At 36.7% G+C, this 14,557-nt stretch carries 16 protein-coding genes; 9 read left to right on the plus strand and 7 right to left on the minus strand.

Going from position 1 to position 14,557, the window contains the following annotated elements; all coding sequences use genetic code 11:
• The first annotated feature begins 349 nt into the window (after positions 1-349).
• From fliD to fliT, 3 genes are read left to right on the plus strand one after another with little or no spacing between them, the layout of a single operon-like run.
• Complete coding sequence (gene fliD / locus AABS66_RS03140) at positions 350-1,786, plus strand: flagellar filament capping protein FliD (protein ID WP_272680793.1); 1,437 nt, start codon at positions 350-352, stop codon at positions 1,784-1,786.
• 18 nt (positions 1,787-1,804) lie between these two features.
• On the plus strand, positions 1,805-2,203 hold the full coding sequence (gene fliS, locus AABS66_RS03145; protein WP_004909969.1) for a flagellar export chaperone FliS: 399 nt from the start codon (positions 1,805-1,807) through the stop codon (positions 2,201-2,203).
• Positions 2,193-2,582: a flagellar protein FliT gene (gene fliT, locus AABS66_RS03150; protein WP_206083885.1), complete on the plus strand. Its 390-nt coding sequence runs from the start codon at positions 2,193-2,195 to the stop codon at positions 2,580-2,582. The genes fliS and fliT overlap by 11 nt, the downstream gene beginning before the upstream one ends.
• 45 nt (positions 2,583-2,627) lie before the next feature.
• Here the strand turns inward: fliT and def are convergent, their stop codons facing one another.
• The gene (def, locus tag AABS66_RS03155) at positions 2,628-3,137 is read right to left on the minus strand and encodes a peptide deformylase (RefSeq protein WP_206083884.1); all 510 of its coding nucleotides are present in this window, start codon (positions 3,135-3,137) and stop codon (positions 2,628-2,630) included.
• Between the two features lie 637 nt (positions 3,138-3,774).
• Here def and AABS66_RS03160 point away from each other — a divergent pair.
• On the plus strand, positions 3,775-3,915 hold the full coding sequence (locus AABS66_RS03160; RefSeq protein WP_272573698.1) for a hypothetical protein: 141 nt from the start codon (positions 3,775-3,777) through the stop codon (positions 3,913-3,915).
• 594 nt (positions 3,916-4,509) lie between these two features.
• Complete coding sequence (locus tag AABS66_RS03165; RefSeq protein ID WP_430224558.1) at positions 4,510-4,959, plus strand: DUF1097 domain-containing protein; 450 nt, start codon at positions 4,510-4,512, stop codon at positions 4,957-4,959.
• A gap of 475 nt (positions 4,960-5,434) precedes the next feature.
• Here AABS66_RS03165 and AABS66_RS03170 read toward each other — a convergent pair whose 3' ends face one another.
• Complete coding sequence (locus tag AABS66_RS03170) at positions 5,435-5,749, minus strand: hypothetical protein (protein ID WP_430224559.1); 315 nt, start codon at positions 5,747-5,749, stop codon at positions 5,435-5,437.
• 161 nt (positions 5,750-5,910) lie between these two features.
• Between AABS66_RS03170 and AABS66_RS03175 the strand changes: the two genes are divergently transcribed.
• Positions 5,911-6,243, plus strand: a complete 333-nt coding sequence (locus AABS66_RS03175) for a DUF4180 domain-containing protein (protein ID WP_206083881.1) — start codon at positions 5,911-5,913, stop codon at positions 6,241-6,243.
• A gap of 18 nt (positions 6,244-6,261) precedes the next feature.
• Here the strand turns inward: AABS66_RS03175 and AABS66_RS03180 are convergent, their stop codons facing one another.
• Positions 6,262-6,618, minus strand: a complete 357-nt coding sequence (locus AABS66_RS03180; protein WP_206083880.1) for an MmcQ/YjbR family DNA-binding protein — start codon at positions 6,616-6,618, stop codon at positions 6,262-6,264.
• A 98-nt stretch (positions 6,619-6,716) separates the two neighbouring features.
• On the minus strand, positions 6,717-8,291 hold the full coding sequence (locus AABS66_RS03185; RefSeq protein WP_272573700.1) for a phytoene desaturase family protein: 1,575 nt from the start codon (positions 8,289-8,291) through the stop codon (positions 6,717-6,719).
• Between the two features lie 996 nt (positions 8,292-9,287).
• Here AABS66_RS03185 and AABS66_RS03190 point away from each other — a divergent pair.
• Genes AABS66_RS03190 through AABS66_RS03200 form a run of 3 tightly spaced genes read left to right on the plus strand, consistent with a single transcriptional unit; the run spans position 9,288 to position 12,451 of the window.
• Positions 9,288-10,136, plus strand: coding sequence for an efflux RND transporter periplasmic adaptor subunit (locus AABS66_RS03190; protein WP_206083878.1), 849 nt, complete (start codon positions 9,288-9,290; stop codon positions 10,134-10,136).
• Positions 10,137-10,139: 3 nt separating this feature from the next.
• Positions 10,140-11,774 (plus strand): FUSC family protein, encoded by a 1,635-nt coding sequence (locus tag AABS66_RS03195; protein ID WP_430224560.1) that lies wholly within the window; start codon positions 10,140-10,142, stop codon positions 11,772-11,774.
• 17 nt (positions 11,775-11,791) lie between these two features.
• Positions 11,792-12,451 (plus strand): MarC family NAAT transporter, encoded by a 660-nt coding sequence (locus tag AABS66_RS03200; RefSeq protein WP_206083876.1) that lies wholly within the window; start codon positions 11,792-11,794, stop codon positions 12,449-12,451.
• Positions 12,452-12,812: 361 nt separating this feature from the next.
• On the opposite strand, the gene cspE is transcribed toward AABS66_RS03200, so the two are convergent.
• The 3 genes from cspE to fliE form a co-directional block, all read right to left on the minus strand.
• The gene (gene cspE / locus AABS66_RS03205) at positions 12,813-13,025 is read right to left on the minus strand and encodes a transcription antiterminator/RNA stability regulator CspE (RefSeq protein ID WP_206083875.1); all 213 of its coding nucleotides are present in this window, start codon (positions 13,023-13,025) and stop codon (positions 12,813-12,815) included.
• A 337-nt stretch (positions 13,026-13,362) separates the two neighbouring features.
• On the minus strand, positions 13,363-13,821 hold the full coding sequence (locus AABS66_RS03210) for an Hsp20 family protein (RefSeq protein ID WP_206083874.1): 459 nt from the start codon (positions 13,819-13,821) through the stop codon (positions 13,363-13,365).
• 399 nt (positions 13,822-14,220) lie between these two features.
• Positions 14,221-14,532 (minus strand): flagellar hook-basal body complex protein FliE, encoded by a 312-nt coding sequence (fliE, locus tag AABS66_RS03215; protein ID WP_206083873.1) that lies wholly within the window; start codon positions 14,530-14,532, stop codon positions 14,221-14,223.
• Between the last annotated feature and the right edge of the window lie 25 nt (positions 14,533-14,557).

Genomic DNA, 14,557 nt, shown 5'->3' on the forward strand with positions numbered 1-14,557 from the left:
GCACGGGAAGCCGCTTTTTACTTTATTATTTTGTTGGGAATTATTTTATTTTTATCAATTTTCGAGTTATTTACCCCTGATAAGGATAAATACCTAGATTTACCTCGTTACTTCCCGCCATCGTTGTTTTTCAGAATAGTCTAAAATTTTGCTCCGTTTTGCCGATAAGACTCTAAATAGACTCTATTTCAGAGTTAATAACACAGGCATAGACTCTAAATCATTCGGGTTGCAGGTAGGCGACAAGTGAAGAGAGGCCGATGAGCATACACAAGTATGTGATTCGGCTAGCTGAACGAAGTCAACCCCCTGCAACTTGAAGGATGACGAGAATAGCGTAGGAGAAAACATGGCAGGAATATCCACACTCGGTATCGGGGCAAACTTAGATTTAAACGTACAAATGGACCAAATAGAGGCGATGGAACGTCGTCGCCTTGACCCATTAACCACCCAAAAAGCCAGCTATGATGCGCAAATTAGCGCCTATGGCAAAATGCAGTCGTCTTTAGAGAAACTGAAAAAAGCCGCAGAAGATTTAAAAAAATACGGCGATATCAGCACCACCAAAGTCACTGGTGAATATAAAGCCTTTGATGTCAAAACTGACGGTAAAGCTGTTGCTGGTGTGCATGATGTATTAGTCACACAACTGGCAAAAGCGCAAACTATCGCCACTAAAGGCCATTCTGATAACAAGCAACTCTTAGGCAGTAATGCTAAAGAACGTACCATCACGATCACTCAGCCTTCACAAAAAGAAGAAAAAGATAAGATTGTGATTAAACTTGATGACCAAAGTACGTCTTTAATCGAGCTCGCTGATGCAATTAATAAAACAGATAAAGGTGTTACCGCATCTGTTATTAAAGACCGAGATAATCAATATCACCTTGTCGTAACCTCGAAAAAAGAAGGTACTGACAACCGCATTAGCATTAATGTGGAAGGTGACGATGAACTGGCTAAAATACTAAATGTGGAATCTGATGTTGATAAAGACGGCAAAATTATCATCAAAGATGAGAAAACTAGCGGTATGGAGCAAAAAGTTGCTCCTCAGAATGCACACTTAACCATTGATGGCTTCGAACTTGAGTCTCAGACCAATGAAGCCAAAGACTTATTTCCAGGTTTAACATTAACACTCAAAAAAGAAAGCGAGGAAGGTAAAGCAGACCATTTAATGGTTTCTGAAGATATCGAACCCGCTAAAGCGAAAATTAAAGCCTGGGTGGATGCCTATAATGAATTCCAAACCTTAGCCAAAGAACTTACCAAATACACCCCAAATGAGAGTGGAACAACCCCTAACAAAACCAACGGGCCGCTGATCGGTGACTCAACGTTGCGCATCATTCAAAGCACGATGCGCACACAAGTTCGTTCGCCACAAAATAGCGGTGAAATCGATACGCTGAATAAAATGGGGATCAAACAGAAAACGGATGGAACCTTAGAAATTGACAATAAGGTTCTGGATAAAGCGCTTAAAGAAAACCCATCAAGTGTAAAAGTGTTTTTTGCAGGTGACGGCAAAGAAACCGGTTTTGGGACTGAAAACTTTAACTTTTTAAAAGGTACTTTAGATACAAAAGATGGTTCATTACACAACGCCACCGATGGTATTCAGAAAAAAAAGAAAAGTTTAGATAAACGTATTGAGCAGACCAATAAACAAATCGAAAACACCATGGATATGCACCGTCGTCAATTCCAAAACCTCGATAAAATGATGAGCTCGCTCAATAGTACAACGAATTCTTTAGGCCGATTATTAGGCTAAAACTTTTAGGTTAAAAACATGTATCAACGACACGCACAGCAAGCCTATCAGCAGGTCGATTTGGAAAGTGAAATCACTAATGCGACCCCGTACCAGCTGATCCAAATCCTGTTTAAAGGGGCGCTAAGTGCCCTGAAACGCGGGGAGATTTTTATGCAGCAAGGGAAGGTGGCTGAAAAAGGTAAAGAAATCTCAAAAGCTATCGACATCATTGACACTGGGTTAAAGCAGTCGTTAAATTATGAAGCTGGCGGCGAACTTGCGGAAAATTTAGCAAGTTTGTATGAGTATATGACAATGCAGCTACTCCGTGCCAACCTCGAAAACAACGTGGCTTATGTCCAAGAAGTTTACCAGTTACTCTCCGATATCGCCTCTGCATGGCAACAAATCGGTGCAAATGTGGATGAAAGATAATCAGGTGGACAATAAAAATCCTATCGATTTACAAGAAATATACCGTAATGTCTTAGTATTAAGTGAAAATTTAGTTGCCTTAGCGCAATCTGGGGAATGGGAGACACTGGTCTCCCGCGAAACGGAGTACGTCCTGGCGGTGGAAAACCTCACCGCGTTAACGCAAGCGTTCGAAGAACAGCAGCCAATCACTGAGGAATTTATTCAGTTATTGCATAAAATTATTGAAAATGAACGTGTGACTAAAGAATATTTACAACAGCATTTAAACTTTTTAAGCAAAGAAATTAAGCAATTAGACCAAAAACGGGTGCTCAATAACAGCTATGGGCAATTCGATGAGACTGACGCCCCGTTGGTTATTCGCCCTAGGGAATAAAATTTGTGTGTCAGGCCAACAAACCTGACACGCCTCTTCCAATGACTATTGCTGCTGTTTTAAACGTTGCTGTTTTTTCAGCTTTTTGAGCAGCATATTGCGTTTTAACGTGGATAAGTGGTCGAGGAACACTTTACCGTGCAAGTGGTCGATTTCATGTTGCATCACGATGGCTAAAAACTCATCGCTGTCCACCTCAAATTCTTTACCGTGTCTATCAAACGCTTTCACTTTCACACGTAAGAAACGGTCGACATCCGCGTAGATTTCAGGCACTGACAAGCACCCTTCTTGGTAACTGGTTTCCCCTTCGCTTTCGACGATTTCAGGGTTGACAAACACCATCGGTTCATCACGGTTTTCCGAAATATCAATCACCATAATGGATTTGGTTTCAGCAATTTGCGTAGCAGCAAGGCCAATGCCATTATCAGTGCTGTACATGGTATCGATTAGATCATCGATTAACGTTTGTACCGCGGCGAAATCCGTCACAGGGCTGCATTTAATGCGCAGTCTTTCATCGGGAATTTCAATAATTTCTCTTACTGCCATAATTCAAATCCTATTAATTCAGTCTTTATTCTTAATAATTGAATCTATTGCTCAGCCAAATTATCTAAACGAACAAAGTTGCATAAGCAAGCACCCCAACACCGCGCGTTAAACACGTTAAGAGGAGATAGGCTTGCACGCCTTTTTCTAATGAATGGCCTAATAAATAAGTATGGAAAACATTATCAACTTTTTCATTTGCCAAAAATAGGCAAAAAATGACATTGTGGTTTAACCTTGCTCGCACCTTGATGCTTTTTTCGCTTCTTCGCTTGACCAAGCAATTTAAAATTTCGTGTAAAAACAAGGTACAATGCGGATTGGCAGAAAAATACCATGTTATTTAACAAACTTCACCTAAAATATGCAAAAAGTGTCATTTAAGCAATTAATCATTTTACAATTATCTATCGCTAACAATTTCTCATCACCTGTTTAAATAACACTGGAGTTAAACTATCCCACTGCCAATATCCCGAATAAACAGCTTTGTATAAGCGATTTATCATTTAAGCCAAAAGCCTATAGCATGCTGATGTCATTCAGATGATGACACATATTCAAACGATAACAAATAAAACAGAAAATAAATAAAACCACCAAACAAGCTAACTCTGGCATTGCCTCTGTCGCGACAATGAGTAATATCCCCTATTCCCTAAACAGCCGATTCAGTGCAGGGATTGGTATCGGCCGTAATCAAGACGGCAAAGTACTTGCCGCTGGGATGCAATACCCAGTTAGGCAAAATGTAAACCTACGTAGTTCTATTGCGTGAAATAACGCAAATAACCCAGTAATTAATGCGGTGTCGCTGTCGGCTGGTAAGCTGGGTAAATACAATACGTATTTTCTTCTACCAAAGTCTCAAAGTACGTTAAAGTGGTAAAGAAAATAGAGGATGCCGCCTACGCTGTGTAATAGGGTTACGCAGGCTTAGCCATCCTCTATTTAAAATATATTCAAGGGCATTAGCAATGCAAAGTAAATATACCATTTGCAAATACGCCTTAATGGGGACGCTTTCATACTTTTTCTTTGTGAAAACACAGGTAAACGATTGCAGTTGATCTAGGTTGTGAATTCAGAGAAATAACCGCAGATACAAATTGCAACCAGGGGATCAGCTGGATACAATGCTTGCCTTTGTTTGCTCTCATCTCTATTGATAACCCAAATAATCTTGATTTATTAATATGTTAACGCAAACCTTCATTAAAAACATGCGTGTTTCTGATTTAATCAGCTCAAAAGCTGAATCGAGACAACAAGATATTTGTTTTTATTAAGCATAACAATGCTGCACTGAGTAACCATAAGCAACCGCCTAAGGTTCTCTGAAATTGATTAACCCTAATTTGAAGTCGCTATTGTGAAATTACTTTTTTGTCTTTCGTTAACTACTGCAATTCTCTCGGGCCTTTGGGCATGGGTCGCTGATTTACTTGGCTTAATTGGCTGGGCAGGATTTCTGGGCTGTACGGCTTACTTTGCCTACCCGAAAGATGGCATCAAAGGCCTTGGTATTACCGCACTAACCGTTAGCAGCGGTGTTGTGTGGGGATTAGTTATCTTACATAGCGGTAGCTATTTGCAAAACTTGCCGAGCTTTATCGGCTATTTCGTCACAGGATTTGTGGCCTTTTTTATGTGCATTCAAGCAAAAAAACAGTGGTTGTCATACATCCCTGGAACCTTTGTCGGTACCTGCACCATTTTTGCTGCACAGGGGGCATGTCTGATCACCATTCAATCATTACTAATTGGTATAGTGTTTGGTTTTTCCATGAAGAAAAGTGGAATGTGGCTGGCTGAAAAGTGACAAAAAAAGCCGCTTTTAGGCGGCATAAAAGAATAAATAAAACCAAGGGAATTTCAAACAAGATTGATAGTACCTTAAATTCGTATAACAACAATATATAACATAATGATTTTATTAATAATTAATTAGAATAACGACTAAGTAAGCTTACATAGCTAAACGAAGAAAATGAAGTAAATATTGTTAACGAAATGATAAAAAATGAATATAAGATTCATTTTTTGATTAAGTAAGCTTATCTAACTACTCAATAAATAATTTCATATGAAACTATTCACATCATTATTAGTTAAATTCAGATTTATCTGTACGCCAATTAAGAGTTAAATAATGGAAAGATTAGATTGACTTAATATAAATAATAGTTTGGCTAAAAATAAAATCTTACTAGGGCTGGCGATTATTCGATATTTCTCGTTTATGAGCAAGAAAAAAACCATAAAAATAATATAGTTACCAATGGAATTCTTCTTTTTTAGAACCGACACTGCGTTTTCATTTTCAACCAAAAGTTTTGTTGGCAAATATTAAAAAACTCTTTTCTTTTTGGGAATATTTTCAGACCATTCTCTTCGACTAATTGCCAGATAATCCAGCGCTCAGGGCATTGACTATCACAGGTAAATTCCGCTATTTCAATTTCCTCTGTGCATAAAAGTACGACCCCATCCGCAAATTGCCATTGGCGAGTTTTAATAAACACTTCAGATAAACTATCTTGCCGTTGTTGGTTAACAATTAATGTGCAATTCTTAGCCACTAGGGCTTGAGATATATAATGAGAAAGCATGCTAGTTTTCTATCTATAAAGGAAGTTTAGAGATCTTACGATTTAATTTGCTGCGCACAACAGCTATTAGTGACAAATCGCCTTTTTTGTGACCATTTTTAATAAAAACCAGTTATAACCTTAAGAAATAGTATCATTTGACTTAAATTAAGGAAGAACACATGAATTACCAAATTGTGACCATCAACGAAAGCCCTGCTCTTATTTTTCAAAATCTACCAACGCAAATTAATGACTTACTTAATTTAGTGATGGATGCATCATTGACTGAAGGGATAAAAACAATTGCATTACCCGTTGATGAGCTAGCCCCTGCGTTTTTTACACTCTCCTCAGGCTATGCGGGGGAATTACTGCAAAAACTAACAAATTACGCCATTCATACGCTCATTATTGGGGATATTGAGCACGTTAAAAAACAAAGCAAACCCTTTAATGACTTTGTTTTGGAAGCAAATAAAGGCCATTCAATCAACTTTATTAACATGCTGTAAAGTTTGATAAACCATAAATTAGGTGGTCAGACGGTAGCTTTCATTCACCAAGGACATCAGCTCTGCAGCATTTACCTCCGCCCCTAGCTTCACGGTCACCCAATGTTCTTTATTCATATGGTAGGCGGGGTAAATCCCTTTTTGTAACCGCAATGAGCCCACTAACTCGGGCGGTACCTTGATATTCACAATATCAATTTTTTCCTCTCCTCCACCTTCGACTACTTTTTTTGCAGCAATATCCATAATTACCGCAAACCATTTTCCGTTATTGCCGTGTTTAAAGGTCGCAAATGTGGGGGCTCTTGCCCATGGGTACTCAGGGATAACACCATAATTATTTTGAATATACGCGATCAATTCATTTCGGTTCATCGTGGGCTCCACCCGCGCGTCTTAGTGAGCATGATTATAAAGGGAATTTTATCGTGAACCTAATCAGGCCCACGATAATTTTAGTGAAGTTCAATGCTTTACTTTAAAATATGGTCTGCCACCAAATAGCCCGAAATGGCATTAAGCCCAGCACCTGGCCACGTCGCAGCACCGATCATCCACAAGTTTTTAATCGGCGTTTTATATCGTGAATGCCCAGGGAAAGGCCTAAAAAGATAGTTTTGACTGAGTTGATGGCTGCCCGATACACTGTCACCATTCACCAAGTTACGGTTATGCCGCATGAGATCTGCTGGGGATAACACTGCATAATCAAGGATATTCTGTTTGATATTCGGCGCATAATCCGCAATTTTATCAATCACACGTTCGGCATATTGCTGCTTCATTGAGCCCCATTCCCCCATGGCAATTTCATTTCGGGAATCCGCCGTCGGTGCAAATGGCAGTGCTCTGACTTGTACCCACAAAGTTTCTTTTCCTTCTGGTGCACGCGTTCTGTCACTACGACTTTGTTGCCCCACCACCAGCATTGGGCTATCGGGCAAAATCCCCCTTTGGGCTTGGTCAAAGGTTGCGGAAATATCGTCTGTATACGGGCCAATATGTACATAACCAAAGTTAGAAAAATCTTCCCCTGCATTCCATTCAAGGGGTTTATCCAATGCAAAGTGCAACATCATCGTACCCGCACCATAACGATAACGCTTCGCTTTTTGAATATAATTGCTCGGTAAGTGCTGCTCTTTGATCAGCGAGTTAACGATTTGTGTTGGTGTAATATTACCAATAACCGCTTTTTTCGCACCAAAAGTTTGACCCGATGTGGTTTTCACCCCGATCGCTTTACCATTTTCGATAATAATTTCAGTGACCTCTTTTTGAGTCAGCACTTTCCCGCCATGATTTTCAATAATTCTGGCAATACTGTGCATTAAATTTCCCACGCCACCACGGCTAATGGAAAGTCCATTAAGATGGTCACTTAAGCTTTCTAAAAATGAAAATGTTGCTCCACCTGTTACATCAGGCCCATAATCAAGGTGAAAAGCCCAAGGAATAAATAATGCGCGAGTTTTTGGATGCGTAAAATAGTCTTCTGAAAATTGCCGTGTGGATTTAAGAATTAATTGCGCCAAATTAAGCGATTCCCCCATGCCTAAGTGTCTAACCATGGAAAACAACTGCTTAGCTGCTTTAAAAGATGGCAACTCCATTTGCATTAATGGTGCAAAATGCCCAACGGTTTTTTGAAAATAACTGAGTAACGCCCAAAAGCTGTCTGCATCTTGCGGAGAATATTTGCGAAACATCGCATCGGTTTTAGCTCGGTCTTGGTAAACACCTATCCCATCGCCATCTGGAAATACATTGGAGTAAGGGCGGTCACTGGTCACGATATCAAAACCATTTTTATGCAGTTCACTTTGATATTCTTGGTAAAACGGTGATCCTAAAAATAACCCGATATTGGTTGCATACAAATCATGGTGGAAACCAGGCTGCGTAATTTCAGCGGTACGAGCCGCCCCGCCTATTGTCTCTTCACTCTCTAATATAACAACTTTAAGCCCTTTGTGCGCAAGCTTTGCTCCAGCAACGAGGCCATTGTGACCACTGCCAATAATCACCACGTCATATTGCTCATCCATTCTATTCCCCTTAATTCTTATTGTTAGCTTGAGGCCAGACCCAAGTGTCAATTTGCATTTAAGCCTTTTAAGTTTAGATAATGAATTAGAAAAGCTAGATTATTTTTCGATTTATCTCATGCAATCTACCATTGAAACTATACTCTTATATTTCAAATAGATAAAATCTCAATAACAACATATCATTTAACTTGTCATACTCAAAATTGTTTGATTTTTTCAAAAAAAGAGACTCTGTTGGTTTTTGTCTATTATTAATTATTTCGCATACCCACTCTCACAACATGAGAATGGTAAAACATTAAATCCAAATAAATTGTATAAAGACAACTGTAATCTGTTTATTGTTTTAATAATACAGTTTCAATCATCATACAAAAATAAAGATGTAGTTATTCAAAAACAATTAAAAACCACATTAAAATAATAAAAACCATATTAGTTACTCAAAAAGCATTTGAATTACCTGATTTTAAAAGTAGTTAAAACGACGTTTTAGATAGATAATAACTTGTTCATAAAGGAAAAAACCTATAAAAATAGTATATTACATGGCTATCAATAGCATGTAAAAGTTTAATGTTCCACATTAAGTCCACAACGCTAACGCCAGATAAATTAATGGTATGTTATATCAATCAATTAACTATTAATGCGATACAACTACACATTAGAATAATATAGTGATATAACAACCCATGTTATTTTAATAGGTCTCAGATTAAAAATATCAAGTTACTAAATATCAGTACAACGAAATATTACATACATTGTATGGTGGAATAACCGATGAAAGATCTTATTTTAGGGGGAACTGTTTTTATACCAGGGATCATACTCGTATTTTTTCTAGGGTTCTTTTCATGGCTAATCTTTAGGACTATTTATATAAATTTAATGATCAAATATGAATATGCAGGGAACCTATTTGATATCTCTATGTTATTTTTATGTATTTTATGCATACACTTCATTATTAATTCGTAGTTGGTAAAAATGAATATCAGAAAATATTTAATCATCGTTCTCTCTTTGTTCATCATTATTTCCTCTATTTATTTACTATGGAACCATTATGCACTAAGCCCGTGGACTCGTGATGGCAGGATAAGAGCTGAGATCAACCAAGTGACCGCTGAGGTTTCAGGTAAAATTGATAATCTTTTAATCATTGATAACCAAGAAGTTAAAAAAGGTGATTTGTTATTAATTATAGACCCGACAGATTACGAAATTAAAGTTCGCCAATCTGAACTCGAACTCAACGAACTGGTTATTCAACATAACTTTGCAAAAAACCAACTCGCTAGGCGTACAAAACTAAACCAAGTCGCCATTTCAAAAGAAGAGCTTGAAGATGCTCAGTCTCGGCTAGCGAGTCTGACCCAAAAAATAGAATTGGCAAAAGTAAAGATAAACAAAGCAAAACTTGATCTTTCAAGAACGCAAATAACCTCCCCCGTAAATGGCTTTATCACGAACTTAAACCTTAGAACGGGTAATTATATTAATGCTGGTTCGCCTTTATTCGCAATTGTAGATAAAGACTCCTACTATGTTATCGCCTATTTGGAAGAAACTAAAATGACAAATGTGGTTATAGGAGACAATGCAAAAATACAGCTATATAGCAATAACAATGAATTAAGCGGAAAAGTACAAAGTATCGGCCGTGCAATTGATGATAATAACTCATCAACAGGTAACCAACTATTAGAAAATGTGCAGCCCAATTACCCTTGGGTTAGGCTAGCGCAACGTGTACCAGTCAAAATATCGCTGAAAAATAGTCAAAATATATCTTTGATCCCAGGAACAACTTGCACTGTATTTATTGAAGAGTAAGCAATGAAATTAAACTGGTTATTTGCAATCAAGTATACATTAGCTATTTTACTTGCTTGGTTTTTATCCTCTTATTTTGGCTTTGATAAGCCATATTGGTCGATGATGACCGTTGCTATTATTGGCTATCCAGACCCATCGCTAAGCTTAGCTAAAATGGCTGCAAGGCTATCGGGTAGTGTTATTGGTGTCATTGCTGTTACTCTCATTGCCAATATCAGTATTAACGATCATTGGATTTTTACTGCATTAATCATTATTTGGTTATCGATATGTCTTTTTATGACATTAATTTCGCGTTATATGATGCCATATCTGTTTTCGTTATCGGGTTACACCTCCGCAATCATTGCTTTCGGTACGTCAGTATTTCCATTACCAATGACAATTTTTAACTTATCTCAAGAACGGTTAATGGAAGTGATGATAGGGATTGTCGTGTACACTTTTATAACCTACTTACTGCCTAATCAGTCGAATATACCTCAAACAAAATTAATCGATAAAAAAATACAAACAGAAAAAAAACAGTTATTATCAAACCTGTTCAAACAAAGAAATGATAAAATTCATACAAGCTTAAAAAATGTATTAGAAAGTAGCATTAGTTATGATGAAACAAGTCAATATGAAAGCCATTTTTTATCGTTTAAAACAGCAAAGCATAAAGCGAAACAGTTACCTATGCTTATCGTTTTCTCTATCATGGGCATGGTTGATAAGCACTTTTTAAAATACACTAGCTACAAACAATTTTTAGGCTTTAAAAAGCAAGATAATGATTTATCTGATAGCAGTTTCTATTATTTTTTTGATTGGAAAGATGCTTTTTTAAATACACTTAGGTTAGTGATCAGTCTGGTTATTAGCGTATTATTTTGGCTAAACACAGGTTGGGAATATGGTTATATACTCCCTGTATTAGTAAGTATTTCATTTACATTTGGCGTGACTATCCCCAATGCAAATAAACTCGCCTTTATTATATTAGTCGTTGCCATTCTAGTGATTATTATCAGCTACATATTGAAGTTTTACTTTTTAATTCAAGCATCTAGTTATTTTCAAGCTGTAATGATCATGGCACCAATATTTTTAATTCTTGGTGTTTTAAAATCCGTAGGTAAACTCGCCTTTTTGCTCTCTCATGTCGTATGCATTTCCATGATATTTCTCATTAATTTTACCAATCCAATGGATTTTGATTTTTCTTACTTTGCTAACACCTCAATTGCACTTATTTTTTCCATTATCATTGTGATATTGATGCTATATATCATTCCACTGAGTAGTGCTCAGCAAATCGAGTCACGTAAAATGAATTTTATGTTGCAAAAAATTAGCAGCATGACATCTAAAGACCTTAATTCAGATAAATTAAAAAATACGATACTATTGAATATTAGTGCTATTTCTAACCCTAAGCACATTAATAAGCTTTATGTTTTATTGTCCTTAATTAGTCTCTACCAATTAGCTAAGTCACATGATGCCAAAAATAAAATTTTTCATCTTATTCATAGTGTATCTATAGGTAAAGATAAGAGTTCGATTCTTTTCTCAATAAATTTAGAGGACAAATCAAACGATGATATTAGCTTAAAATATAGTCATAAGATTCTTAATTTCTTGCTCTAATTACATAGGAAGTTGACATGTTTGAATTATTAACTGCAATTGGTATTGGGCTCGCCGTATTATTACCCTTGTCTAACCCATTAACAACTGTTGCATTATTTCTTGGCTTATCGGGTGGAATGACGATTGATGCTCGTAAGAAAACCATAAATACAACGCCGATTTATGTTTTTTTTATTATGCTTGTTTCATGGTATTCAGGCCAAGCGATTATGAATACGTTTGGTGTTAGTATTCCAGGGTTAAGGATCGCAGGCGGTTTTATTGTCGCTTATATTGGCTTTAGAATGCTATTTCCCGTTGTTGAAGCCAACAAAAATAATGATGAAGCAAAGATATTAGATAACACCTCTAGTATTGCTTTCGTTCCTTTAGCTATGCCAAGTACTGCGGGGCCAGGGACAATTGCAATGATCATCAGTATGGCCTCATCTGTCATCACAAATGAAAGTGAATACCCTCATTGGGTTGTTTTAGTTGCTCCACCATTAGTTTTTTTCTTATTCTCTATTATTCTTTGGGCCTGTTTGAAAAGCTCAAATATGATAATGAAATTTTTTGGAACAAGTGGCATCGATGCAATATCAAGAATAATGGGATTTTTATTAGTTTGTATGGGAGTGCAGTTTATTATCACAGGAATTGGTGAATTAACCCGATCTGGCTTCTTTTATTAACTATTTTCCTATAACCATAATTAAACTAAGACAAAATTAAACGGACTGAGCCCTGTCATATACAGAATTCAGTCCTTAAAGGCAGATTAAGTTATTGTCTAGTTTTATGGCGTCAGTTCACTTTTTAGGGAGCCTGCAAGCTGATTTACTTAAATCCCTAATGCCAATACATTAATGAAATAATTCCTAGTTCGATGACAATAATGCTTATAATAAATACATTTAGTCAGCCTTATATACAACAAAACCTCGCAGTGCGAGGTTTTAAATAATATTCTAATTGGCTATTAATAAGCCTAAGGTTTTATCGCACTTTTACAAAAGTGTAAATAATTAAACCTAAATAGATTTTTATTAATTTTTACAGTGCAATTACGTTTGCAGCTGCTGGGCCTTTTGCGCCATTTTCGATAGAAAATGAAACTTGTTGGCCTTCAGCTAAAGATTTAAAGTTATCACTCTGGATTGCAGAGAAGTGAACAAACACATCTTTGCTGCCATCTGCAGGAGTAATAAAACCAAAACCTTTATCATCGTTAAACCATTTTACTGAACCAGTCATTGTATTAGACATAGAATTTCCTTTAATTTTTTTAATTGCCATAAGGCATGTGTTCGTTTGGTTGTTTATTGGTACTTATGGAATTAATTAGAAGGAATTCGCAATGAAGGGGTATCTGAGATAACGCTTAATGGTGAACAACTTTAAACTGACTAGCATAAATAGGCCTGTACTTCCAAACCAGTGACGACATTAAGCCACACATAAAACATAATTGCAATTTTATTTTACACCCTGCCCGCAAACCCATGGGTAATTCCATTAAAAATTGCGCCTAATAGGACACAATTTCCATCCTTATTTTAGACATAAAAAACCCGCCATTTCTGGCGGGCTAAAATTAGTAACACTATGATTTTATATCTTTATTTTCAATCGCGATGACTTGCGTTTTTTCTTCCTCTGGAATTTCATATTCAATATCTAATGCTAATAACCCACCCGATAATTCAGCAGATTCAATTTTCACATTTTTACCTAAATTAAACTCAAGGGAGAACGTGTTTTGCGTAATTCCTTTATGGATCCATTTTTCTGAGTCATTGTTTAATTCAGTAGATTGCTCACCTTGTATGCACAATTTCCCACCTTTCATGGACACCGTTAAGTCATCTTCCTTATAACCTGGCACACTCACTGTTAATTGATAGTGCGTATCGTCTATTTGTTTTAAATTATAAGGATGCTCTGTAGTTAACGGCCGATTACCTGTTAATTGGCTAAACAATCTGTCTATTTGATCAAACCTATTTGAAAGCAAGTTATCTGATAATGTTGGAAATAATGAAAAAGATCGAATGTTAGACATAAACGCTCCTTCAATATTCTATATCGTAAACTAAACCTATATAACCTTGCACCATCAACCTAGTGTGGCGTCATGCTTTAGCTTGGTGCATTATTTATATAAGGCTCACAGCGAATATTTCAAGTTTTCAATGGCACTTTTTTTACACATTTTTATTGGCTATCTTGATATGAATAGGACAACAAATTAGACATATTTGGCGTTATTTGCAGGTTATCTTACAGCCTTTATTAGCGTATAAATAAGATGGGTATCGTCAAAGTGGAATTATGATATTTGATCGCTGGATAACTCAAAGTCACTCAAGCCCATTATTATTTTGAATAAAAATGCCTTATCGTTGCTACTAACACGCCACGATAAGACCATTAATTTATAATATTCAAATAGATAAATAACTCACACTGGCATTGACATAATCTCTTGATACGCCGCAACCAGTTTATTTCGCACTTGAATACCCATTTGCAGACTTAGACTGGCTTTTTGCATATCCACCATCACATCATTTAGGGAAATATCTTGCTTCCCAAGGGTAAAATCTTCAATTTGCTTCGCAGAATCATTGCGTGTTTTATTGATTTGGTTAACGGATGCAACAAGGTGATCCGCAAAGCCCACTGGCTCAATAGTAGGTTTTATTGGGTTAGTCGCTTGCGTCGCTACCACATTTAATTGTGAAATAACCCCTTCAATGGCTTGAACTGTCATGATGTTCTCTTCTCAATATAGTGAA

The sequence above is a fragment of the Providencia sp. SP181 genome, from assembly GCF_050446505.1.
In the GTDB taxonomy this organism is placed as follows: domain Bacteria; phylum Pseudomonadota; class Gammaproteobacteria; order Enterobacterales; family Enterobacteriaceae; genus Providencia; species Providencia vermicola.

Coding starts and splice junctions, on each gene's coding strand:
- fliD (WP_272680793.1), top strand. CDS start 350: ATGGCAGGAATATCCACACTCGGTATCGGGGCAAACTTAGATTTAAAC.
- fliS (WP_004909969.1), top strand. CDS start 1,805: ATGTATCAACGACACGCACAGCAAGCCTATCAGCAGGTCGATTTGGAA.
- fliT (WP_206083885.1), top strand. CDS start 2,193: ATGAAAGATAATCAGGTGGACAATAAAAATCCTATCGATTTACAAGAA.
- def (WP_206083884.1), bottom strand. CDS start 3,137: ATGGCAGTAAGAGAAATTATTGAAATTCCCGATGAAAGACTGCGCATT.
- AABS66_RS03160 (WP_272573698.1), top strand. CDS start 3,775: ATGAGTAATATCCCCTATTCCCTAAACAGCCGATTCAGTGCAGGGATT.
- AABS66_RS03170 (WP_430224559.1), bottom strand. CDS start 5,749: ATGCTTTCTCATTATATATCTCAAGCCCTAGTGGCTAAGAATTGCACA.
- AABS66_RS03175 (WP_206083881.1), top strand. CDS start 5,911: ATGAATTACCAAATTGTGACCATCAACGAAAGCCCTGCTCTTATTTTT.
- AABS66_RS03180 (WP_206083880.1), bottom strand. CDS start 6,618: ATGAACCGAAATGAATTGATCGCGTATATTCAAAATAATTATGGTGTT.
- AABS66_RS03185 (WP_272573700.1), bottom strand. CDS start 8,291: ATGGATGAGCAATATGACGTGGTGATTATTGGCAGTGGTCACAATGGC.
- AABS66_RS03190 (WP_206083878.1), top strand. CDS start 9,288: ATGAATATCAGAAAATATTTAATCATCGTTCTCTCTTTGTTCATCATT.
- AABS66_RS03195 (WP_430224560.1), top strand. CDS start 10,140: ATGAAATTAAACTGGTTATTTGCAATCAAGTATACATTAGCTATTTTA.
- AABS66_RS03200 (WP_206083876.1), top strand. CDS start 11,792: ATGTTTGAATTATTAACTGCAATTGGTATTGGGCTCGCCGTATTATTA.
- cspE (WP_206083875.1), bottom strand. CDS start 13,025: ATGTCTAATACAATGACTGGTTCAGTAAAATGGTTTAACGATGATAAA.
- AABS66_RS03210 (WP_206083874.1), bottom strand. CDS start 13,821: ATGTCTAACATTCGATCTTTTTCATTATTTCCAACATTATCAGATAAC.
- fliE (WP_206083873.1), bottom strand. CDS start 14,532: ATGACAGTTCAAGCCATTGAAGGGGTTATTTCACAATTAAATGTGGTA.